Here is a 23,911-nt window from a genome sequence, read left to right as displayed (position 1 = left end):
GTAGCAAAAATTAATTAAGATGGAGTTAATAAAAAATATTAAAAAGTAAGTTTTTCCATTCTGTTTTTGAATTTAATTTTTTCTATTTTAGATGCCAAAAGAGAATTTTCCGCTTTAAGTGAATAATATTCGTTTAGAAGTTTATTGATTTTGACTGATTTTAAATATATTTCCGAAGATATATAAATTTTAGGAAACAAAATCGTAAGAGAAAATACAATTGTAAGAATAAGATTTCTGATAATTGTAGAAGAAAGACTCTCCTGAACTATATAATCTTCTATATTGTCTAAAAGTTCCGTTTTTTCTTTTGCGTTTATTTCTGCATTCATCCCTATCCCCTGATAAATTTAAACCCCCTGAGTTTTGCGCTTCTGCTTCTCGGATTGGTTTTCAGTTCCTCTTTTGAAGCAGTAAGAGGTTTTTTTGTTAATATTTTTCCAAGCTGATGATTTCCGCCGCATTCGCATTTTATAGCCTCCGGCGGGCATATACATTTTTTCGACCACTGCTTGAATCTGTTTTTAACAATTCTGTCTTCAAGCGAATGGAAGGTTATTATACCTAAAATAGTGCCGTTTTTGGCTAAAAATTCGGAATTTTCAAGAATTTTTTCCAATTCATTCAATTCGTTATTTACTTCTATTCTGACCGCTTGAAAAACTTTTGCCAAAGCTTTTTTGTCTTTCAGGCCTATATGTCCTAATATATCGGCAAATTCCCTGTTTGATTTAATAGGTCTTTTGGAAATTATTGCGTTTGCCACTTTTTTATATCTTCTGCACTCTCCGTAATCCCTGAAAATTCTCTCAAGATCCTCTCTGGAATAATAATTAAGAACTTCCCTGGCGCTGAGCTCCTGATTTTTGTTCATTCTCATATCAAGCTCATCGCTTTCAAAAGTAAATCCCCTCTCCGGATTGTCAAGCTGATAGCTGCTGACTCCTATATCGGCCAAAATCCCCGCTACAGGCAGATCTTTAGGAAGCTCTTTTAATGCTTCTGAAGCTCTTTTATTGATAAATTCAACCCTGTCTGAAAATTTTGAGAGTCTTTTTTTTGCAAAATTCATAGCTTCCGCATCCTGATCTATTCCGATAAGCTTTATTTCTGGGAACTTTTCAAGTATCGCTTCGCTGTGTCCCCCAAAACCTAAAGTACAGTCTATAAAATATCCGTTTTTAGGCATATCGTCAAATAGTTCGAGTGTTTCATTTAAAAGTACAGGTATGTGAGGTATGTTTAATTCGTTACCGGCATCTAAAGAAGCGTCGGATTTTAGTTTTTCGCTGTTTTTAATAATCAATTTTCATTTCTCCATTTTAAGTTTAATTATAGTATAATTATAGCAAAAAAGGCTAAACTTGGTAGTTTCGACCATATTAGACGAATATAAATTAACAGCTAAAATATTGTATGAAAAAAACATGATGAATTTAGGCATAGGAAGTATTTCCTTAAAGCTTGAGAACGATAAAATGATTATAAACAATCATCATAAATCCATTTACGAAGAAGATTTCTGTAAAATCGTACATATAAACAAAAAAGATCTGTCATGGAAAGAAACGTCTGCGGATATTAACATCCATGCAAGAATTTATAAAGACATCTCTTACGCTAAAACAATTTTAAACGTATTTCCTCTGAACATAATAACATACTCGCTAGAACACACATATTTCAAACCTATTGATTATTTAGGTAGACAGATATTGGACAAAGTTAAAATCATAGAAATAGACGATGTCCAGAAATGGGAAGAAAACAAAGATTTTATTATTTCCAAAAATCTCAGGGATAAAAATATAGTAATAATCAGAGGTTTCGGCGTATATATCATAGCAAGAGACATCAAAGAAGCCATTAAAAAAGCCATTATTCTTGAAAATTCCGCAACTATTTTATTAAACAGCCCTCATTAACACAAGAATCATAAAGGAGAAATATGATAATTTTTGAAAAAGACAACCTAGGAAGAACGGTACTGGAAATAGTGTTTCAGCATTCCGGAAGCATTTATGCGGATGAAGGTGTGGCATATTTTTTATCACATATGCTTAATACAAAAGGCACTACTGCAAAAAAAGAAAAATTTTACAACGACTTGGAACAGGACGCAATAACGCTGAATGTAAGCGTTAATAAAGAATTTCTCACCGTATCGTTAAAATTTTTAAACGAAAAAGAAAAAAAAGCGCTTGGTTTTCTCCTTGAACTGCTGCAATATCCTAATTTAAACGAAGAGGCATTTGAAAAGTCAAAAAAAGAGATTAATGCAAAAATTCAGAATAAAAAAAACGACAACGATTATATTGCGGCCGTTAATCTTCATAAAGAAATTTTTAAAAACACTCCCGCTTCATATCCGGTGATGGGAGAAAACACCGAAAACATAACTTTAGACAAAGTAAAAGATTTTTACAAATCGCTGTTTAAAAAAGAATATATTATAATCAACGGAGGCAAAGATCTGAACCTTGACGGACTCACCGCCCTTTTTAAACCGCAAAAAAACAGCCATCTTTTTTTTAAGGCTAAAAAATCGGATGATATTCAGGTATATAAAAATGTGGAACAGAGCTACATTCATTTTGCTTCCAATTTTGACGCGGATTACAATAAAGAGCTTTATCTGGCGAAAATAGCAACCTTTATTCTGGGAGCCGGAGGTTTCGGCAGCAGAATGATGGAAGAAATAAGAGTTAAAAGAGGTTATGCCTACAGCGCGTATACAAATAACGTATTTAAAAAATCATATAAGCTTTTAAACGGTTATCTTCAGACTAAAATTGAAAATACGGAAGATTCAATCAAAATAGTCAAAGAAATGATAAACGACTTTTATGAAAACGGAATCACATCCGAAGAACTTACACAGGCAAAACAGTTCCTTATAGGAAGCGAACCTTTAAGAAGCGAAACGCTAAATCAAAGACTGCTTAAAAAATTTAATGAAATTTATCTTAATCTTCCTGAAAATTACTATGACAAAGAACTTGATCTTATAAAAAACACATCATTAGAAGAAGTTAATTCTTTTATCAGCAGACATCCTGAGATTAAAGATATCACCTTCTCAATAGTAACGAAAGAATAAAATGACCAGAGAAGATCTGGAAAAACTTAAAAAAATAGGAGTCAAATCTCCTCTTGAACTGGCTCTTATAAAACCGAAAGAATATGAAGACAACCACCTGTATCCATATATTATGTCTTCTCCCCAGGCTTTTGAAGCTGAAATTTTAGAAGTTAAGAAATCTCCGAAAGTAACAAGAATAAAATTTTATCTCAAAAATGTCAATCAGATTATATGGGGTGTCTTTTTTCAGTTTAAAAAATGGCATGAGTCCGTTTTTAAAGCAGGCAGCACCGTATATATAAGAGGGGAAATCAAAAACCACCAAATCGTCCAGCCAAAACCGATAACGAGAATAAACGAAATAACGCCCGTATATAAAACAAATCTCAATATAAGAAGCCTGAGAGCTCTTATAAAAAGATACGTCACAATGGAAAACCTTTCCATTCTTCCAGAAAACATCGCCAAAACACTGTTTTTTATGCACTTTCCCCAGACTCAGGAGCATATTCAGGAACAAAAACTGATGTATGCTCTAAAATGGGCAGAAATTTTTAATTATTTAAACAAACTGAAAAATAAAAAAACAGTTCTTCCCTCTATCGGTCTGAGAGCAGATCCAGAGCCTTTTATAAAATCACTTCCCTTTAAACTTACCGGCGACCAGTTAAAAGTAATAAACGACATAAAAAACGACATATCTAAGCCCACACAGGCAAGACGCGTGGTAATAGGAGACGTCGGAAGCGGTAAAACGGTTGTTATGCTTGCAACGGCGTATATGGCTGAAAAATCAATAATAATGTGCCCTACTTCCATATTGGCAAATCAGATATACGAAGAAGCTGACAAATATTTAAACGGAAAATGGAAAATAAAAAACGGAAAATCATTTAAAACCGTACTTGTAACACAAAAGAGTAAATTCACTCCAAATGATTTAAAAAATGCAAATTTATTAATCGGAACACACGCTTTACTTTATCAAAACCTGCCTAAGGTAAATGTAGTAATGGTGGATGAACAGCACAGATTCGGAACCAATCAAAGAGCCAGCCTGGAAAAACTGACTTCCGCAGCAGACACGGTTCCTCATTATTTTCAGTTCAGCGCCACACCTATTCCAAGAACGCAGGCTCTTATAATGAGCAGTTTCGTAAATGTGAGTCTTATAAAAGAGCTGCCTTTTAAAAAAGACATTGACACCCGAATAATATCAAAAGAAGACTTTAAAAATTTAATAGCCCATATTCAAAACGAAACGGCAAAAGGAAACCAGGTTGTGGTTGTATATCCTTTGGTCGAAGAATCTGAAAATTTCAGTTATCAGAGTATAGAAGAAGGAAAAGAATTCTGGCTTAAATATTTTGACGGAGTATATATTACGCACGGCAAAGACAAAAACAAAGAAGACATACTTGTCGAATTCAGGCAAAAAGGGAAAATACTCATTACAACCACGGTTATAGAAGTGGGAATATCTCTTCCGAAACTTACAACTATCGTAATTGTCGGAGCCGAAAGATTAGGTCTCGCAACGCTTCACCAGCTAAGGGGAAGAGTCGGAAGATACGGTCAAAAAGGATACTGTTTTTTATATACCAATGATAAAAACAATAAAAGACTCGAAGCGTTTGCCAAAACTCTTGACGGATTTAAAATAGCGGAACTGGATCTTGAGTTCAGAAAATCGGGAGATCTTCTTGACGGCAAAGCACAAAGCGGAGAAAGTTTCAGATATTTCGATGAGGTAAAAGACCTGCACATACTTGAAGACGTTAAACGTTATCTCGGCTAAATCATAATTTCCACCGCTTTTTTCGCATGAATTATAGTGGTGTCTAAAACTCTTATATTCAAATCCTCCTGTTTTACAAGCATTCCTATTTCTGTACAACCTAAAATCACGCCGTCGGCATTGTATGAATTAATGATTTTCAAAAACTCTTTTTTTGATTCTTCTTTCGTAATACCAAGACACAGTTCGTCAAAAATCACTTTATGTATCAGATTTCTATGTCCTTCAGAAGGAACAACTATATTAATCCCTTTGTTTCTAAGATATCCTACATAAAAATCATCTTCCATTGTAAATTTTGTACCTAACAGTAAAACTGTTTTTAAGTTTTCTTTTATTATCTGTTCCGAAACCACCTGTCTTATGTCAATTAAAGGTATATTGACTGATTCTTTAACATCTTCGGCTACTTTGTGCATCGTATTTGTGGTTATCATAATAAAATCAGCTCCCGCTTTTTCTAAAGCCTGCGCGGCGTTTGAAAGGATTTCGGCACTTCCTTTCCAGTTGCCTTCTCTTTGCTGTATGGCGATTTCCTCAAAATCCACACTGTAAAGTATAATTTTACCGCTGTGCAGTCCCCCTAATTTTCGGTTAATTCCCTCATTAATAATTTTATAATATTCAGCACTGCTCTCCCAGCTCATTCCTCCGATAAGTCCGCATATTTTCATAATAGCTCTCCTAATAAAAATTTTAATAATTATACAATGTATTAAAAAAATATCCGCATTTATAATTTTTGTGAGTTCGGGTTATTAATGAATGTTTTACTTTTGAATAAAATAAGTGTTTATACGGCAACATACATATGATAATAGTAATTTAACTGTTTTAGAAGAAGTTTAAAAAAAGAGGTTTAGGATGTTATATTATACCTCTTAACTGATAAGTAATATCCCCTGCTCCGAAACCTATTATAAGCCCTTCGTTGATATCTTTTATATTCTCTCCGGCTTTATTAATTAACATAATATTATTACTATTAGCAATTAGCCGTTTAGCGAATATCGGGTTGTGTTTAGCAAAAAGTGTTTCAAAATCAATTTTTACGGGTTTTTCCCCGGCTTCCCATACAGGCAGAATAACCAGTTCGTCCGCTTCGTTAAAACATTCAATAAAAGCGTCTAAATTATCAATTGTTCTACTGTATTTATGCGGCTGCCATATTGCTGTTACTTTATCTATTCCGTTAAGTTTGGCAAATATTTTGGCACTGTGAAGAGTGGCTTTTATTTCAGTAGGATGATGTCCGTAATCATCAATTAAAATAAAGCCTTCACTGTTTTGCAAAATATCAAAACGTTTTTTAATTCCCTGAAAATTTTTAATGTTATTTTGGATTTCTTCCATAGATATAAGTTCATTTGCTGCTTCAATCGCAAGCATAGCATCCAATACAAGATGCTCTCCAAATCCGTAAACTTCAAAATCAAAACCTTTGTATTCAAAAACGGTTTTTGGTTTGTTTTGAATTATTTCATAACGGATATTTTTAGCATCATTGATAGAAACTTTTTTAATAGGAATATCAAGTGTCTTTATAAAATCGTCATCGCCGTTTGCAACTCTTATTTCAGCTTTTTTTAAAAATTCTTCGTAATGTGAATAAAATTTTTCAAGATTATGCTCATAATATTCCATATGTTCAGGCTCTGTATTGGTCACAACGGCTATATACGGATTGGAATCTATGAAACTTCCGTCACTCTCGTCTGCTTCAAATACAAGATAATCACTGTTTTTGTATCGCATATTCGAATGAAAATCTTTACTCTCGGCGCCTATTATCGCATTCGTTTCAGGCAGTATGGAAGCTAAAATCGCAGACGTAGTGCTTTTTCCGTGTGCGCCGCAAACAGATATAACCTTTTTATCTTTTACTACATAAGGCAGAAATTCCCTGCGGCTGAGGGTTTTTATCCCTCTTTTTTTTGCTGCTACTAGTTCAGGATTATCCTTTTTTGCCACTGCCGTGTGCACTACAAGATCCTGATTTTTAATATTTTCAGCACTGTGAGGTATATCTATTTTTATACCTTCTTTTCTTAAAGAGTCGATCAGTTTCGTTTCGGCAATATCGCTTCCGGTAATTTCATGAGATTTTTTTTGCATATACCTTGCCAGTCCGCTAAGTCCTATCCCCCCTATTCCGACAAAATGTATTTTCATCAGCTGCTGAACTCCTCTTTGAATTTATCTCTGTATTTTACTACAAGGTCGTCAATTTTATCATCGAATTCTGTAAAAAACATATCTTTATATACTTTATTCGATTTGACGTATTTTTCAAAAAATTCGTCTAAACCGAGTCCCGCTAACATTCCGATTACAAACATACTGAACATCTCTTTAATCTTTTGATCATCTACAAGATAAACCATATCATATCCTACGGCTTTTGCTTCATCTATTGCCTGTTCGTCCCATAATTCAAGCATATATTCAAACATAGCTCTTATAGCGGCACGCTCTTCCGGATTGTTTACATCCAGGGTTTGTTCTTTTTCAATTTTTTCATTTACCAGTTTAAAAGTATCCTCTAATATTTTTCTGAATACTTCATTGATTTCATCTTCTTTGTTTTGATGAATCAGTTTGTCCAATAATTCATACTGTTTTAATATACTCATAGCAGTTCCTTTAATATTTTTAACGCTTCTTCTGTCGCTTTTTCGTCATAAACGAGCGCGATTCTCACATAGCCTTTACCGGCACCTTCTCTTCCCATAAACCTTCCCGGCATAACTTTTACACCTTTTTTCCAAGCTTTTTTTGTAAACTCAATATCGTCGTCGACTTCAAGCCATATATAAAAAGTGGCTTTTGGAATTTCAACACCCAAAATTTCTTTTGCAATCTGAAAATTCTTTCTGTATTCTTCTCTGAATTTCTCTACATGCGAATCTTCACTCCATGCTTCTTTTGCAGCCATTTGCAAAGGAAGAGGAGAAGCACACCCGACATATGTTCTAAACTGAAGATAGTTTTTCAGCAGCTTGGCATCTCCGGCAATATACCCGCTTCTGAGTCCCGGTGCCGAACTTCTTTTTGATATGGAATTAATGGCGAGAATATTTTTAAAATCTTCATTTCCGGCTTTTATACACGCTTCAAGTATTGACGGCGGTTTTTCATCTATATAAAGTTCGCTGTAACATTCGTCACTTAACATAATAATATCTCTTTCTAAAGCATATTCAACCCATTTTATAAGTTCATCCATATTCATAACACTGGCTGTAGGATTATTCGGAGTGTTTATAATTATAAAATCTTCATCTCCGTCCAGTTGAGAAAGTGTATTTTTAAAGCCGTTCTCTTTTGTCAGAGGAAGATATTTAATTTTACTGCCGGCAGCCACTGCCGCACCTTCATATATCTGATAAAACGGATTCGGAAAAGCCGTTTTTTTGGGTTTTAAAAACAGAGGAAAATTAAAAAGAACTTCTCTTGTTCCGAATGTAGGGAGTATCTGATTTTTTTGAAGTACAATATCATATCTTCTTTTTACAAAACCTATAAGCGCTTCTTTCAGACTTTCTTCACCTGCCGTTTTAGGGTATTTATTCAATAAAGCACTGTTGTCGCAAAGCGCTTTTTGAATAAAACGGGGAGTCTGAAACTGTGGTTCCCCTATTGTAAGAATATAATGTCTGTCAGTTTCAGGAACAATTCCCTCTAAAAGTTCATTCAGCTTTTCAAAAGGATATTTTTCAAACATTTTACTCTTCCACTAACGCCAACTCAATTTTAAATCCGCTTTGAGAAAGCACTTTTACTTTTATTTTATCCCCTTCTTTAAAGTCGCTAGGATTTTTACCGTTTAATTTTGATTTATGTAGAAGTCCTTCCACACCGGGAGCTATTTCTATAAACATTCCGAAATCAACTACTCTTTTAATTTCTCCTTCAATAATCTTACCTATCTCAAACTCAGGAGTTTTCGGTCTGTCGTCTTTGCATATAACATTTAAAATATAGTCTTTAGCTCCGTTTAAAGAGTCATGATCATCACCGTATATTTTAACTTTGCCTGTATCTCTGTCAAGGTCTATTGTCACACCGAATTTAGCAATAATTTCTTTTACGGTTTTTCCTGCAGTACCGATTATATCGATAATTTTGTCAGGATCCACCTTAAAGCTTAAAGCTTTAGGCAGTACGTCTTCGTTATATTTTATTTCTTTTGCAGCATTTTCCATAAGCTCTAATATAAACGCTCTAGCGTCTCTTGCCTGGAACAGAGCCTGTTTAAGCACATCAAGAGAAATACCTCCGAGTTTTATATCCATCTGCATTGCGGTAATACCGTCGAAAGTTCCCGCAACTTTAAAGTCCATATCTCCGTCATGATCCTCAAGCCCCATAATATCGGTCAATATTGCATATTTGTTGTCTTCAGTGATAAGACCCATCGCAATACCGGCGGCCATTTTAAGAAGAGGAACTTTAGCTGCCTTCATCGCAAGAGAACTGGCGCATACAGTAGCCATCGAAGAAGAACCGTTACTTTCAAGTATTTCGCTTACAACCCTTACAGTTTCTTCATATTCAGGATCAATTAACGGTTCAATCGCTCTTTTTGCGAGATTTCCGTGGCCAAGTTCCCTTCTGCTTGGCGGTCCTAATCTTTCAGCTTCTCCTACGCTAAACGCAGGAAAATTATAATGAAGCATGAATTTCTCAAGTTTTTCCTCTTTATCTGTCAGATTGCCGTAAACCTGAGCATCCATATCACCGCCCCTAGTAGCTACGGCAAGCGCCTGAGTCTGTCCTCTTGTAAACAGACAGCTTCCGTGTGCTCTAGGAAGCACATTCGTTTCAATAGATATAGGTCTTATTTCGTCAAGTTTTCTTCCGTCAGCCCTGATACCTTCATTTAAAATCATACTTCTGACAATTTCTCTTTTAACCTGTTTTACAGCTTTTAATATATTTTCAAATTCTTCTTCTTTATTTAAAGCCGAAGCTATTTTTCTTGCAAACTGTTTTAGAAGATAATCTCTTTCGCTTTTACTTAAATGTTTAATGATTTCTCTCAATTCATTAGAATATTTGCTTCTTATGAGTTCGATGTACTCGCTAATATCTTCTTCTTTTCTTTCTTCAAATTTAACAGCTTCTTTTTTAAACGGTTTTAACGCTTCTTCATATGCTTCCGCGCCTTCTTTAATGGCTTCCTGAACTTTTGCAAGTATTTCTACAAGTTCGTCTTCTTTAATTTCGTTTATTCTGTATTTTACAATTGTGTTTTCTACAGGAACACCGTCAAGCATGATATCGTCAACAGGAATTATTTCAACTTCTTCCTGTCCCTGAGCGGCAAACTCTATCATTAAAAGCTCGTCTTTTGTTCCGGTAACAAACAGATTGAAATCTCCTTCTTCAAGCTGGCTTAATGTTGGGTTTATAATAACTTCGCCTTTTATTCTAGTGGCTCTAACACCGTATACCATTTTTGCAAAAGGCAGATCGCTTAAATACATACATGCAGCCGCAGCATTCATCGCTGCTGTTTGTAAATCACTGTCTTCATCCGCACTTAAAGCCATTACCGTAAGGACGGTATTATATCCGTACTCTTTAGGGAAAAGCGGTCTTAAACTTCTGTCTACGATTCTCGCCGTTAAAGTTTCAAAATCTCCCGGTTTTTGTTCTCTTTTTACAAATCCCGCAGGTATTTTTCCCACAGCATACGCTTTTTCAACATACTGAACCACAAGCGGAACAAAATCTTCTTCCACCATTTCATCAGGATTATACGTAAGCGTAGCAAGCATTACTGTATTTCCGTCTTCAAACCAGACAGAGGCGTTTGCCTGTTTTGCAACTTTATTTAAAACAAACTTCTGTTTTCTGTTATTAATATTTAATTCTACTTCACAACTCATTATATCTCCTTAAAATAAAAATCTGTATCAATGTAATCTTCTATTTCATAAACAAAATATGTATTATCAACAAGTTTTTCTATAACTCTAGCAGTATCTTTAGCTATTAAAGGCAAAGCCACGTTTATACTTGCCGCTTTTTTCGCTATACAACTTTTAATCGCACATAAAAGCGTAAGACCTGTGTTAGCTCCTTCGTCTACTAATAGAACATTCCTATTGTGTAATGAAATTATACTCTCTCCGCCGCGAAATTTATATATATTTTGCAAAATTTTTTCTTCATACACCCTTTCGGCTTCACTAAAAATGTAATCGTCCGTAATTTCAAACGATTTTATAAGCTCATCTATTAAAACATAATCTTTAGTCTCACTTATTGCTGCAAGAGACGTCTCTTTGTTTTCAGGTGATTTTATTTCTTCTATAAACAAAAAATCACCTTCAAGAAGCCCCCCTCTCATTGCTATTTCTCTTGCATAAAAGTTTCCTCTTTCACTGATACTGATAATCAGCATATCATCTACCGCATTAATATCTAATATTGAAAGCAGTTTATCCAAAGCTTCCTGTCTGTTCTTGAACTTCTTCATATCAAACCTTAAACTTTTTTAAAAACTCTCCGGGATACTGTTTTAATATCTCATCTTCCGTAAACGAAAATTTATAGTTTCTTATGTAGTCTTTAAGTATTTCATATGCCCTGTTTATATCCGCAATTTTATCATTTTTTCCGCTAATATCCGGATGGGACTGTTTTACCAGTTTTTTATATTTTCTGTTTACGTCTTCCAGACTGCTTAAAGGCGCCACATTTAATACTTTACAGGCCCACTTAATCTCGTCTACTTTAGAAATGATGAAGCACCTCCGCTTAATATTGTTTTTAAGTCGTTGTCTTTAAATTTAACTCCGACTCCCAAGAAAAACGTTCTGGCATTTGTATTAAGTATATTATCAACACCGCCGATAAACTGAATATGTTTCAAATATAAATATGTACCTTTAAATGTAAGATGAGGATTTGTTCCTCTTACATCGTTAACGGCATTGAAATCATAAATATTACTGCTTAATTTGATTTTATCATGATCCAAGAAATAATCCAGACCGATACCTCCGGTATTTTCTATAATACCTCCTCTAAGAAGCAGATCATCAAATCTTTTTCCGTATTCGGCGCTTATATATACTTTATCTTCCTGATGGTTTAAATTGATTTTTGAAAGATCAGAAAAGTCTTTTGAACTTGTTACGCCTAAGATGTAATATTTTGTCGGAACAGGAAGATATGTTATATAAGCAGACGTTTTAAAATAATCGTCTCTTGCCATATAGTTACTCTGGATATCAACCATAATCTGGCTTTTTGAAAGCGAACTTAAATAATTGTCAATTTTTTTGAAGCTCTCTCCTCCGCTAACAAAGAAATCTTTTGCGCTGGCAACGGCTTCTTTTATACCTTTTTTGTTGTCGTTTAAAATACCGTTGGCATTTTTGCCTAATTTTATATATTCATCCATCAGTTTACCGAGTTTGGCATTAATAATATCGCCTGTTTTATTAAACTTAGTAACAAGCTTATCGGTTTTATTCATTATGTCGGGAAGTTTTTTATTTAAAGTAACTCCAGCTTTTTTATATTCCAGTACCAAATCGTTTGCATTGTCTAAAAGCACAGGCAGTTTTTTATCTGTCGTATTTAGTATCGACTTAAGCGTAACAGACGAATCTTTGATATTTGATATTGTTTCTTTTAAATTTTTTATTGTTTTTTCATCCAAAGTCCTGTTAAGTTTTCGTATTAACACCTTAACATCATTTACCGCTCCGTTTATGTTTGCCATTACATCATCCATGGAAACCGTATTGACATATTTTGTTATTACAGCTCCGGGCTTATAATAAGTATAACTCTGAGATGGAATGATTTTCACATATTTTCCGCCTAAAAAATTATCCTGAGCAAGTGTAACTACGGATCCTTTAGGTATTTTTACATTTTTATTTATTAAAAGTTTCAGTTTTACTATATTATTATCAAGCTGTAAATCTTCAACAGTTCCTATTTCAACACCTCTCATTTTAACTTTGGCTTTTTTTGCCAATCCGCTTGCATCACCTATCAATGCATATAAAGGATACCCTTTTTTATTAAAATCCTGCAGACTGTTAACCTGAAGGGTTAAAAATATTAAAGACAACAAACCTAAAAATATAAAAATCCCCACCTTTACTTCATTCCTCATTTGTTTCCTTTAAATACAAAAGTTTGATTGAGACCGCCTATAGGTTTCAATTCAACGTTTATGGTAATAATGTTATCCTGTCTGTACGAAATTCCGTTTTCTTCAAGAATCGGAATACGTGACTGTTTAAAACTCAAATCGTAATCCCAGCACTTTTTATTCAGTTTTACACCTAAAAGCCAGTATTTTCTGTATTTATTGTTTAAATCGTAACTGTACTCTGTGTAAACTTTTTTATATTTGCTGGTATTGTAACTCGCCCCCAAAGTTATGGATTTAGATATGTTTTTCTGATATACATGTGAAATAAACCCATAAAACGGATTATTATTATAACTAATTTTAAAATTATTATAAGTTACATCCCTGTTTTCAATTGAGTAGCGGTTATTTTCATCAAATGTATAATTTCCGATTTTAAGATTAAATATATTTTCAAGATCGGAATATTTTTTCAAATCAAGATAATATGTATCGTTAAGCGTATGAGTCAGACTGAAAAAATTGTTTTCTATAATCTGAAACAGATTAAAAGAGACATAATTTTGCAAATCCGGAACATTCATCAAGTCGGTATATATAGTAGATTTAGAATAATTTTTTATATTAACAAGCAGTGACGGAGATAAGATATGTATGTAGTCTCCGCTTACTTTCGTTAATGAAGTATACAGTTTAAACTGGGTTGAAAGATTCGTATATTTTGATTTCAACGAGCTTGTCTGATAATAAAAACCGTAACCCGAACTTAGAGTTTCCGTAATTTTAAACTTAAGATAATCGTCAAATAACGAAATATTATATGATACAGGGAAAAGCAAGTCCGCCAAAACAAAATTAGAACCGACTTTTCTGTAATAGTTATAGACATTTACATCTAAAAGATTCAATAAGCCTAAATCTTTACTTAAAAATTTATGAAAATTAAGCTGCGGAAGTATCTGCCATGTAGTGTCATTGCTTAGCTTTGTGGTATCTATAAAGTACTTAAAATAAGACCCTAGAAGATAATCTTCGTTTGTTACAATATAATTCAGTTCCGATGTTATAAGTTTATCGGAAAGATAAGTATCGTTAAATTTATAATTGTATGCGTCAAGATAAAAATAGTCTACGTCATTAGCATATTTTAAATCCATATATAAAGCGTCCCTGTTTCCAAAAACACCGTTTCTTTCATATTTAATGTTATAACCGTAATGTTTTTGATAAGCCAGATTGTTTGCTATGTAATAATCTGTATCGTCTCTGAAAATTCCTGCTTTTATACTTCCTTTTGAATGTGATGAGTCGACAAATCTGAAAATCGCATAAACTCCCTTGCCTCTGAGAGTTCTTATTGTAGGCGTCACTTCTAAATCCGTGTTTACAGAAGTAACGAAATATATAGGCTGTGAATACAAAATACCCTCATTCTGAGAATATCCGATATAAGGTCTTAAAAGACCGCTTCTTCTGGTTTTATCAAAATTAACATAAAAATAAGGCAGATACAGTACCGGAACTTTATTTATAACAAGTACGAGATTATAAAGTTTTAAGGATTTGTTTTTTCTGTTATATTTAGCTCTTGTAGCTTTCATAAACCAGTCGGGTTTTTCTACACAGCAGGTTGAAAAATATATTTTTTTAAAAAAAATATTTTCATTTTTTGAAACGGAATGTTTAGCTACAATCCATCCGTCCATAGATTTGTCGTAAAAAAAAATATCATTCATTGTAATATTTCTGGAACTGTAAGCAATTAAAGAATTAGCTAAAATAGAAGATCTGTTTTGATACGAAACATACACCTTACCGGTAAGTATAATCTTCCGTTTATCGGTAATAAGACCGTTTTGGGCCTGAATTATAGAGTTATTGTAAATAATAATAGGATTTTTAAGTTTAATGGTGTTGTTTGAATCTACTGCTTTCGTAGCAAATATTTTCACATCCGCAAATAAAAAAGAAAAAACAGAAATAAATAAAAAACTAATCCTCAACAGCAACGCATCGTCCTACTATGTCGTGAATGGCCCTGTTTAAAGGATCAACTATCGCATAAGCCATACCTAAATAAAAAAACATTTCATCAAAATTTCTTACTACGCTTCTGACAAAAGACCTCATCCAGGAAGGATTGTCAAGGGTCTGCACATCCACCACCCTGATTTTAACAATCATTTTACCTATAGTTTTACCGTAAAGTGCAATAAATATCCAGTGATATAACGTATAAGCAACAAAAATATACCCGAACAGCTCGTTCGTAAGCATAAGTACCTGTTCATAAGATTTTGCATGTGCAAACTGTGAAGAGAAAGCAAAAACGATTATAAGAGATATCAGCAGATCGTCAATAGTCATTGCAATCGCTCTTTTAGTAAGAGAAGCTTTTTTAAGGCCTTCTCTTTCAAGTCTGTTAATTATTTCTTCCATCCGTTTCCTTGTTTAAATTCTTTATCCTTCACAACTTATCCACTTTACGACTTATCCACTTATCTATTTGCCTATCGCCTGATACGCAATGTCGGTTCTGTATTTTTTACCGTCAAAATGTACTTTATCTACGATTTTATATGCTTCGTCCCTTGCTTCTTTCACATCTTTTCCAAATCCGACGCAAACAAGCACTCTTCCGCCGGTAGCCATAAGTTTACCGTCTATTTTTTTGACTCCAGCATAAGATATATAGCCGTTGCAGCCGCTTAAATCATCAACGGTTATTTCAGCCGGCTCGCTGCTTGAATAAGGGTAGTTTTTAGATGCACATACAACGCCTACCGCCACCATATCTTTTATTTTTACATTTATTTTATCAAGCTGTTTCGTAGCCCCGTTATAAAACATATCATAAACGCTGCTGTCAATTAAAGCCATCAGTTCCTCACACTCAGGATCCCCGAATCTTACGTTATATTCCAATACATAAGGTTCGTTATCGACTATCATAAGACCTATAAAAAGCACACCTTCAAACGGAGCGCCCTCTTCTTGCATACCTTTAAGAGTCGGTCTTATAACCCTTTCTTTAACTTTTTCATAAAGCACGTCATCAACAAGCGGAGTCGGAGCATATGCGCCCATCCCTCCCGTATTAGGTCCTTTGTCTCCGTCAAGCAGTCTTTTGTGATCCTGAGCCGCAGGAAGAAGCACAAAATCTTTTCCGTCGCAGATAGCAAACATACTTAACTCATATCCGTCAAGAAATTCTTCAACGATTACTTTTTTGCCCGCTTCACCGAAGGCTTTACCGCTTAGCATCTCTTCAACTGTTTTTTTAGCCTCGTCTTTACTTTCGGCAATAATTACCCCTTTACCCGCACAAAGTCCGTCAGCTTTTACAACGATAGGCAGCTTTTCACATCTGTCGATAAACTCATACGCTTCGTTTTTATCAGATGTTTCGATGTATTTTGCAGTAGGTATATTGTATTTTTTCAGAAAGTTTTTCATATAAACTTTGCTTCCCTCCAGTCTGGCCGCATCTGCACTCGGTCCGAAAATAGTAAGACCTTGCTTTTTAAATACGTCAACTATTCCGTTTACCAGAGGATCTTCAGGTCCTACGATAGTCAGATCTATTTTGTTTTCTTTAGCCCAGTTTGCAAGCTCTTCAAAATCTTTAATATCGATATTAGTTGCAAATTCGTCAGTCGCACCGTTTCCCGGAGCATAAAACAGTTCAGCTTCGTCTTTCATAAAATAACCGATACTGTATTCTCTACCTCCGCTTCCTATTATCAAAACTTTTTTCATTTATAAGCCTTTTTTACGAAATTATATCAAAGATTAATACGGATTTTGAGGCGTTCTTAACTGATGGCCCGTTACAATGGCGTAAACAACCGGCCAAATTAAAATCAATATAAGCACAACAGCAAACACCACCGCCCATTTATTTGTTTTAGCTTTGTTTTTCAGGCACTCCATATCCGGAAAAGAAACGCCTCCGCACCTGTCAACGTCCATAGAAAATTTATTCAGATATAAAAAGTAATAACAAAAACCTCCTATAAGAGAGTTTATTACAACCATACCCGGAAGATAAAAATACCCTATCATTAACGAAACAATCAAAACCGCAACAGCTTCCACATAAGCGTGTCTGTAAAGAAGATAAAACCAGCCGAATAAAAATCCCCAAAGATTAAATTTAGGTTTGCACTTTCCAAGTCCTTCGTCATTCATAATCTCTTCAAATATAGCCTCATCCCTAGGAGTTAAATTAGGATAAACCTTTTTTAAAATCTCCATGTACCTCTGTTTCATAATCTGCCTTTCATAAATGTTTTATAATAATCGTAAACAGCCAAAAAAAGACCTCCCACTATAGGAGAAAGCAAAAGTGAAAGTATAAAAAAAATCCAAAAATTATGGCCCAGCCTAAAAGCAAAATATCCTACAACACTGGATAAAACAATCAGATTTATAATATAAAATATCAACATAACTGCCTTTTTTTAGTAAAATTATAATAAAAAAGGCTCGAAATGACTATAGAAGTGCCAAAAAGTATCGATTTAAATGTTAAAAACTCGGAAAGCGTACAAAGACTTGCCCATTCTTCCGAAAACGGAGGAGTATGCAGCATATTAATGATACCTACCATTAAACCGATTTTTGATAAACTTCATTTAGCTTATAATTTGAAAAGAGCAAACGAATCGGATTTTCAGCTTCTTGTTGCAATCGAAGGAATTCATGAAAACAGACTGACAGACATATCTATTTTAAAAGATAAAGGCGCAAGCGCCATTTATATTAATTCCGATGAAGACATGAACCTGCTCAAAAGAGTTTTCGAATATGCGGAATTTCTGAATATTCCTATATTCGTAAACTGTAACAATAAAGCCCTGAGCAGCGGGGTAATGCATGACAGCGAAATAGCGTATTCGCTCGGTGTAAGCGGAATACCTTCATATTCGGAAAGTGCGGAAGTGGCAAAAATCTACGAACTCTCACGCCATTTTAAAGCAAAAGTCATATTTCAGGGCATTACAACACAAGAATCTATAGAAATTTTAAAAAACAAGCCAGAAAACATCTACGTTGACGTATGCATCGACAATCTTTATTTCTGTGATGAAAACCTGAAAGATTTCAATTCTCTTTACAAAACATTTCCTCCTTTAAGAAGCAGTAAAGATAAAGACGCCCTGCTTGAAGCCTGTGAAAAAGAAATTGTTGATTTTATATCTTCAAATCACATTGCGGCGAATTACAAAGACGTGCCGTTGGAAGAAGCGGAATTCGGTATAAGCAAACTCGATATTTTCAGCCAGCTTGCATACTCCCTGCCTCTTCCTGCCGATACGGTTACCAGACTTGTTTCACACAATCCCGCCAAACTTTTTAATATAGAAATCAAACAGACCGTAAAGCTTCAAAAAGGTGAATTCGAGGTAGACACTTCAGCTTTTGCCAGCAAAGGGAAAAACTGTCCTTATAAAAAAATAAGCTGGCAGATGGTTTAGTCAACAAAACTAAACTTTCCTTCCAAATTTCATTTACTTTTTTACTCCTTTATGGTATAATATATAAAACAAAGGAGTGCCCATGCAATATTACGAACCTCTTGAAAATGGTAAAATAAAATGTCTTTTATGCAGGTACCACTGTATTTTAAAAGAAGGACAGGTAGGTATATGTGGTATTAATATGAATGAAAACGGGTCACTTAAAAACCTCGTATACGGGCATCCTTCAAGTATAAATATTGATCCTGTTGAAAAAAAACCTCTTTTTCATTTTTTACCGGGAAGCGATATTTTATCATTTGGAACTGTGGGATGTAATTTTAAATGCCCTTTTTGTCAGAACTGGCAGATTGCACATACCGACAACGTAAACACATCCGTTTACGTATCGCCTGAACAGATGGTAGGCCTTGCGCTTCAATACAATACAAAGTCAATCGCATACACATATAACGAACCGAGCGTATTTTATCCTTATGCAAGAGACGTAGGAATATTAGCAAAGGAAAAAGGTCTTAAAAACGTTTTCGTAACAAACGGTTTTGAAAGCGTGTATGAAATTGAAGATATGAAAAACTGGGTTGACGCATGCAATGTGGATCTAAAAAGTTTCAAACCCGAATATTATAAAAAAGTCTTAAAGGGGAATTTAGAAGACGTACTGGATACTATAAAAAGACTGTATGACGCCGGAATATGGCAGGAAATAACTACTTTGATAGTACCGGGAGACAATGACAGTGATGAAGAACTGACTCAGATAGCCGAATTTATTGCAGGCGTAAGTACGGATATCCCGTGGCATATAAGCAGATTTCATCCCGACTATAAGGTTACAGATAAAGAGCCTACACCTATGACAACAATGGCTAAAGCGTATGAAATAGGCAAAAAAGCCGGGCTTAAATACGTATATTTAGGAAATGTAGCTCTTCCTGTTATTACATACTGTCCGAAATGCGGAGAAGAACTGATAGTAAGAAGCATTTACAGGGTCGAAAAAAACATTTTGAATATTAATGAATACGGTAAAGCCTCCTGTCCTAAATGCGGAGAAAAAATTAAAGGAGTATGGAAATGAGAAAAGCGGTAGTAAAAGAATGGTACGGCGGTACATGCGAAGCCGTTACCGATTATATCAGAAGATTTAATATGATTTTAGATGAAAATGTCGATGCAGAAAAAGCAAAAGAAATTTTTTCTTTAAAACCAAAAGCGTTAATAGTTCCGCATGCCGGATGGGTTTACAGCGGATTTACCGCCAATTTTGCATACAGAATAGCGCAAAACACAAAACCTTCGTCAATAGCGGTTATAGGCCCATCACATAAATTTGCATTTGACGGTATAAGCGTAACGCTTGAAGATTCGTATGAAACGCCCTGCGGCATTCTGCCTGTAAATGTTCAGCTTTCAAAAGAGCTTATAGAGAATTTCGGAGTACAGAATTTAGAACACGTTCATACAGAACATTCTACAGAAGTGCAGATGCCGTTTATTTATCATTATTTCGGAAACAGCGTGCCTGTAATAGAAATGGTTTATTCAAACTATTCTCCGGAAAAATTAAAAGAAATAATAAAGTTTTTAATTGCAAACAACGTTTTAGTCGTTATCAGTTCCGACTTAAGCCATTATTATGATATAAAAACGGCTAACGCCCTTGATTACAACTGCTTAGAAGCCGTGGCGGAACAGGATGTCAATAAATTGAAAAACTGTGAAGCATGCGGTAAAATCGGAATTGAAGCCATGATTTTAGCAAGTGTTGAAATAAATTTGGCCTCTTTCGTGGTGGATTACAGAACCAGTGCAGATGTCAGCGGAGATGAAAAACAGGTAGTTGGATATATGAGCGCAATTTTTATTTAATATAATTTTTTGTTATAATTATAAATGTTAACTTCCACACAAAAGGAGGTTATATGGCAAGAGGAAAATTTAAAATGAAAAGAAAAAGAAGAAGAGTTTTATATACTAAATAACTTCTTTTTCTTTTTTAAAAATGAGTTATTATGAAAGATTTATGCAAACAGTTAATCTCAAATGAAGATTATAAAATACCGGAATTTGAAAAAATACACATCTCCTTTGAAAAAGAGACTCAAACTTTTCACATATATTCCAAAGAAAAACTCCCGATAACAAAAATCAGCAATATATTCCAAAACTTCAATATTGACATATTGGATTCCGTATCATTTATAAACGACGGCATATATGTATATAAAATAAAAACAAACATACAGCATACGGATACTTTTTTTAAATATAAGCATATTTTTCTTGAAATATTACAAAAAGCGCTTTTAAACGAAATATACACCCTTTGCAAACTGTATTATATGGCGTGGGAGGGTTTTACCCTTAGAGAAATATCTCTTTTAAGAGCTCTTATCAAATATCAAAACCAGCTTTTTTACGAATTTAATGAAAATCTAATTATTTCTGCATTATTAAATAATTCAAAATTAACGAAATATATTATAAATTATTTCAAAGACAGATTTTCAACAAAAGACCTTTCTTTAGAAAAAACCATATCCAAAGAGATTAAAAAAATAAAAAATTTAAACGAAGACAAAATATTCAGAGTTTTATTTACCATCGTAAAAAACACATTAAGAACGAATTATTTTTTAAACAAAGAAACGATATCGTTTAAAGTCAACACTCAAAATTTCAAAAATATTTTATTCGGAATGCAGCCTAATATAGAAAGCTACGTTTATCATAACGATTTCAACGGAATACATTTAAGAATGAGCAAAATAAGCCGGGGCGGCTTGAGATGGTCAGACAGGCCTCACGATTTCAGAGAAGAGATAAAAGACCTTATGATAACCCAGGAAGCCAAAAACGCCCTTATAATTCCCGAAGGTGCAAAAGGCGGCTTTGTTATATATAAAGACGGTGTAAGCAAAAACGAATTTAAAAAATATTATTCTCTTTTTATCGATGCCCTGCTCGATCTTATTGATGTGGGAGATGTCGATCTGGTTAAATACGACGATAATGACTTTTACTTTGTCGTAGCGGCAGACAAAGGCACAGCTTCCATGAGCGATACCGCAAATGAAATAGCAATAAAAAGAGGCTATTTTTTAAAAGACGCTTTTGCAAGCGGCGGAAGCACCGGATATTCCCATAAAAAACTAGGAATAACGGCAAAAGGCGCAATACATACAACCGGCAGATTTTTTATAGAAAAAAATCAAGATATATATAAAGACAGATTAAGCGTAGTCGGTGTGGGTTCCATGAGAGGAGATGTATTCGGCAACGGTATGCTTCTTAACAAAAATTTTCTGCTTATAGGGGCAATCAGCCATAAAGAAATATTTATAGATCCTAATCCCGATCCGAAAACCGCATATAAAGAACGAAAAAGACTTTTTGAAAATTCTTTAAGCTGGAGCGATTACGACAAAAGCAAAATAAGCAAAGGCGGAGGAGTATTTAAAAGAGACCAGAAATCTATTAAACTTTCTCCTGAAATAAAAAACCTTCTCAATACTAAAAAAGACGAAATGAGTGCGGAAGAGCTGGCCAAATCCCTGCTTAAACTAAAAGTGGACCTACTCTATTTCGGAGGAATCGGTACATACGTCAAATCTTCGGATGAACAGAATATACATATCAGCGACAAACAAAACGCAAACATAAGAATCAACGCCAACGAAATCAAAGCCTATGCGGTATGCGAAGGAGCAAATCTTGCACTTACCATGCCTGCAAGATACGAATATGCCCTTAACGGAGGAAAAATAAACCTTGACGCTATAGACAACTCTGCAGGAGTCAATACTAGCGATTATGAAGTTAACTTAAAAATGATACTTAATATGCTTGTAGACAAAGGCAAAATAAGCGAAAAAGATAAAATAAAAGTATTAAAAGATATCGAAAATAACGTAATAGAAAAAGTGCTGCTCAATAACTTTCATCACGCTCTTGTACTTTCTCTTGAAGAAAGAAGGGTTTATAAAGAAAAACTTATAAAAGTTTTAGAAGTTTTGGAAAAAAACACAGACTATTTTAAAAGAAAAAATTATTCCATTCCTAAAAACAGCGAAATAGAAACCGTTTATTATAACGGCAAAGCAATAAGGCCAGTATTAGCAATTATTATGCTTTACAGTAAAATATTTGTAAAAAAATATATCATAAATTCCAACCTTCTCGAGTCAAATTATTACGACAAATTTTTAAAACAATATTTTCCTGAAGAATTTTTAGAAAAATTTGAAAACGATATAATGCATCATCCTTTAAAAAAAGAAATTATCGCCACACAGATTGCCAACAATATTATTAACGCGCACGGTATTGATTTTATCAGCAATTTTCATGAAAAATCTTTTAAATATAAAATAGAAAGCTATCTGATAATGAACGAACTTATTGATGCAGACAAAATCAGAACAGAAGCATTGAAAATCAAAAATATAGAAAAACAGTATGAAACTCTGATAGATATAGAAAAAACAATAAAATTTGCGGTTAAATGGATGGTCAAAACACTCGAAAACAGTTCTGTAAAACCATTATTGTTCATTACTTACAAAGACGAAGTTAAATCAATAATAGGAAACGGAAACGAACTTGAATTATATGAAAAATGGAAAGATTTTTATAAATTCTTGCCAGCCATGTTTATGATAAAACACGAATACAACCTCGAACTCAAAACCATACTGGAATTATTTAAATTAATAATCACAAAATTCAAAATAAATAAAATTTTAAAAGAGATTAAAACAACAAAACCTAAAAACAGAATAGACAAAAACCTTAAAGAAGAGATAGAAAGATTAATCGAATATTTCGTTATTACATTCGCAAAAGAAGTTATAAACTCAAATAAATTCGACTCTTCTTCTTTGAAAAAATCATTTCAAACATACATTTCCAGAAAAAAAGACGAATATGAAGATATCATAGAAGAAATAAACGGGATTAAAAAAGAGAAAAAATCTCTAGTACTTCTATCCCATATAGCAAATTCTTTAATACTGCAATTGTTAAAGTGATTTAATTATCCTGCTTGCCATTGCCATATCGATATCGCCTCTGGCTTTTAGCCTTTTCATAATTTCACCCATATTTTTACCACCGATTTCTTCTACTATCTCTTTAATAATTTTAGTTGTTTCTTCTTCACCAAGCATTTTAGGAAGGAAACTTTCGTAAATTTCAAGTTCTTTTTTTGCTTCTTCCATTCCGGCTTCTATAGATTCTTTAGCCATTTTCGCCAATTTTTTTGCAGCTTCCTGAATATGTTTTTCGCTAACTTCTTCGCCTTTTTCTTTAGCTATCTTCTGTGCGCTGTCAACAAGCATCATTAAAGCATTTGCTTTTGTTTTGTCTTCTCTTTTTGCTTTCATCATCATTTTTTTAAGTTCAATTATTGTCATTATCGC

The 23,911-nt window shown here is 33.9% G+C and carries 23 protein-coding genes; 7 read left to right on the top strand and 16 right to left on the bottom strand.

Annotation, left to right across the window (positions count from 1 at the left end; translation table 11 throughout):
- Window positions 1-38 precede the first annotated feature (38 nt).
- Together C3L23_RS04460 and rsmH are read right to left on the bottom strand one after the other, a co-directional pair.
- Window positions 39-332, bottom strand: a complete 294-nt coding sequence (locus C3L23_RS04460; RefSeq protein ID WP_127680249.1) for a hypothetical protein — start codon at window positions 330-332, stop codon at window positions 39-41.
- Window positions 333-334: 2 nt separating this feature from the next.
- On the bottom strand, window positions 335-1,303 hold the full coding sequence (rsmH, locus tag C3L23_RS04455) for a 16S rRNA (cytosine(1402)-N(4))-methyltransferase RsmH (protein ID WP_371264361.1): 969 nt from the start codon (window positions 1,301-1,303) through the stop codon (window positions 335-337).
- A 61-nt stretch (window positions 1,304-1,364) separates the two neighbouring features.
- On the opposite strand from rsmH, the gene C3L23_RS04450 reads away from it, so the two are divergent.
- The 3 genes from C3L23_RS04450 to recG are packed head-to-tail and all read left to right on the top strand — an operon-like array spanning window position 1,365 to window position 4,880.
- Complete coding sequence (locus tag C3L23_RS04450) at window positions 1,365-1,925, top strand: class II aldolase/adducin family protein (RefSeq protein WP_127680247.1); 561 nt, start codon at window positions 1,365-1,367, stop codon at window positions 1,923-1,925.
- Window positions 1,926-1,948: 23 nt separating this feature from the next.
- Complete coding sequence (locus tag C3L23_RS04445; protein WP_127680245.1) at window positions 1,949-3,100, top strand: pitrilysin family protein; 1,152 nt, start codon at window positions 1,949-1,951, stop codon at window positions 3,098-3,100.
- A gap of 1 nt (window position 3,101) precedes the next feature.
- Window positions 3,102-4,880 (top strand): ATP-dependent DNA helicase RecG, encoded by a 1,779-nt coding sequence (recG, locus tag C3L23_RS04440; protein WP_127680243.1) that lies wholly within the window; start codon window positions 3,102-3,104, stop codon window positions 4,878-4,880.
- Here recG and C3L23_RS04435 read toward each other — a convergent pair.
- The 13 genes from C3L23_RS04435 to C3L23_RS04375 all read right to left on the bottom strand — a co-directional run bounded on the left by C3L23_RS04435 (window position 4,877) and on the right by C3L23_RS04375 (window position 17,456).
- Window positions 4,877-5,554: an aspartate/glutamate racemase family protein gene (locus C3L23_RS04435; protein WP_127680241.1), complete on the bottom strand. Its 678-nt coding sequence runs from the start codon at window positions 5,552-5,554 to the stop codon at window positions 4,877-4,879. The genes recG and C3L23_RS04435 overlap by 4 nt on opposite strands.
- Window positions 5,555-5,747: 193 nt before the next feature.
- Window positions 5,748-7,052: a UDP-N-acetylmuramate--L-alanine ligase gene (gene murC / locus C3L23_RS04430; RefSeq protein WP_127680239.1), complete on the bottom strand. Its 1,305-nt coding sequence runs from the start codon at window positions 7,050-7,052 to the stop codon at window positions 5,748-5,750.
- Complete coding sequence (locus tag C3L23_RS04425) at window positions 7,052-7,513, bottom strand: hypothetical protein (protein ID WP_127680237.1); 462 nt, start codon at window positions 7,511-7,513, stop codon at window positions 7,052-7,054. The genes murC and C3L23_RS04425 overlap by 1 nt, the downstream gene beginning before the upstream one ends.
- The gene (locus C3L23_RS04420) at window positions 7,510-8,604 is read right to left on the bottom strand and encodes a succinyldiaminopimelate transaminase (RefSeq protein ID WP_127680235.1); all 1,095 of its coding nucleotides are present in this window, start codon (window positions 8,602-8,604) and stop codon (window positions 7,510-7,512) included. The genes C3L23_RS04425 and C3L23_RS04420 overlap by 4 nt, the downstream gene beginning before the upstream one ends.
- A gap of 1 nt (window position 8,605) precedes the next feature.
- On the bottom strand, window positions 8,606-10,774 hold the full coding sequence (locus C3L23_RS04415) for a polyribonucleotide nucleotidyltransferase (RefSeq protein ID WP_127680233.1): 2,169 nt from the start codon (window positions 10,772-10,774) through the stop codon (window positions 8,606-8,608).
- Window positions 10,774-11,367 (bottom strand): phosphoribosyltransferase, encoded by a 594-nt coding sequence (locus tag C3L23_RS04410; protein WP_127680231.1) that lies wholly within the window; start codon window positions 11,365-11,367, stop codon window positions 10,774-10,776. Before C3L23_RS04410 ends, C3L23_RS04415 begins: the two co-directional genes overlap by 1 nt.
- A 1-nt stretch (window position 11,368) precedes the next feature.
- Window positions 11,369-11,587, bottom strand: coding sequence for a DnaJ domain-containing protein (locus C3L23_RS04405; protein WP_246831106.1), 219 nt, complete (start codon window positions 11,585-11,587; stop codon window positions 11,369-11,371).
- A gap of 32 nt (window positions 11,588-11,619) precedes the next feature.
- On the bottom strand, window positions 11,620-13,023 hold the full coding sequence (locus tag C3L23_RS04400) for an MlaD family protein (protein ID WP_127680227.1): 1,404 nt from the start codon (window positions 13,021-13,023) through the stop codon (window positions 11,620-11,622).
- Window positions 13,020-14,957, bottom strand: coding sequence for an LPS-assembly protein LptD (locus C3L23_RS04395; protein WP_168175707.1), 1,938 nt, complete (start codon window positions 14,955-14,957; stop codon window positions 13,020-13,022). Before C3L23_RS04395 ends, C3L23_RS04400 begins: the two co-directional genes overlap by 4 nt.
- Before the next feature lie 40 nt (window positions 14,958-14,997).
- On the bottom strand, window positions 14,998-15,444 hold the full coding sequence (locus C3L23_RS04390) for an RDD family protein (RefSeq protein WP_127680223.1): 447 nt from the start codon (window positions 15,442-15,444) through the stop codon (window positions 14,998-15,000).
- Window positions 15,445-15,507: 63 nt separating this feature from the next.
- Window positions 15,508-16,764, bottom strand: a complete 1,257-nt coding sequence (purD, locus tag C3L23_RS04385; RefSeq protein WP_127680221.1) for a phosphoribosylamine--glycine ligase — start codon at window positions 16,762-16,764, stop codon at window positions 15,508-15,510.
- A gap of 33 nt (window positions 16,765-16,797) precedes the next feature.
- Window positions 16,798-17,277 (bottom strand): DUF2628 domain-containing protein, encoded by a 480-nt coding sequence (locus tag C3L23_RS04380; RefSeq protein WP_127680219.1) that lies wholly within the window; start codon window positions 17,275-17,277, stop codon window positions 16,798-16,800.
- Window positions 17,274-17,456, bottom strand: coding sequence for a hypothetical protein (locus C3L23_RS04375; protein WP_127680217.1), 183 nt, complete (start codon window positions 17,454-17,456; stop codon window positions 17,274-17,276). Before C3L23_RS04375 ends, C3L23_RS04380 begins: the two co-directional genes overlap by 4 nt.
- A gap of 42 nt (window positions 17,457-17,498) precedes the next feature.
- On the opposite strand from C3L23_RS04375, the gene C3L23_RS04370 reads away from it, so the two are divergent.
- From C3L23_RS04370 to C3L23_RS04355, 4 genes are all read left to right on the top strand, one after another.
- Window positions 17,499-18,485, top strand: coding sequence for a dihydroorotase (locus tag C3L23_RS04370; protein WP_127680215.1), 987 nt, complete (start codon window positions 17,499-17,501; stop codon window positions 18,483-18,485).
- An 82-nt stretch (window positions 18,486-18,567) separates the two neighbouring features.
- A complete protein-coding gene (amrS, locus tag C3L23_RS04365; RefSeq protein WP_127680213.1) occupies window positions 18,568-19,569 on the top strand; it encodes an AmmeMemoRadiSam system radical SAM enzyme in 1,002 nt (333 codons plus the stop codon).
- Window positions 19,566-20,360 carry an AmmeMemoRadiSam system protein B gene (gene amrB / locus C3L23_RS04360; RefSeq protein ID WP_127680211.1) on the top strand — a complete coding sequence of 265 codons (795 nt, stop codon included), beginning with the start codon at window positions 19,566-19,568 and terminating at the stop codon, window positions 20,358-20,360. The genes amrS and amrB overlap by 4 nt, the downstream gene beginning before the upstream one ends.
- A gap of 143 nt (window positions 20,361-20,503) precedes the next feature.
- Window positions 20,504-23,521: an NAD-glutamate dehydrogenase domain-containing protein gene (locus tag C3L23_RS04355; RefSeq protein ID WP_127680209.1), complete on the top strand. Its 3,018-nt coding sequence runs from the start codon at window positions 20,504-20,506 to the stop codon at window positions 23,519-23,521.
- Here C3L23_RS04355 and C3L23_RS04350 read toward each other — a convergent pair.
- Complete coding sequence (locus tag C3L23_RS04350; protein WP_127680207.1) at window positions 23,513-23,905, bottom strand: GatB/YqeY domain-containing protein; 393 nt, start codon at window positions 23,903-23,905, stop codon at window positions 23,513-23,515. The two genes, C3L23_RS04355 and C3L23_RS04350, sit on opposite strands and share 9 nt — an antisense overlap.
- Window positions 23,906-23,911: the final 6 nt, after the last annotated feature.

Source organism: Nautilia sp. PV-1 (assembly GCF_004006315.1).
Classification (GTDB): domain Bacteria; phylum Campylobacterota; class Campylobacteria; order Campylobacterales; family Nautiliaceae; genus Nautilia; species Nautilia profundicola_A.
The sequence above is the reverse complement of the archived record's forward strand: the minus strand, read 5'-3'. Positions and strand labels throughout refer to the sequence as shown.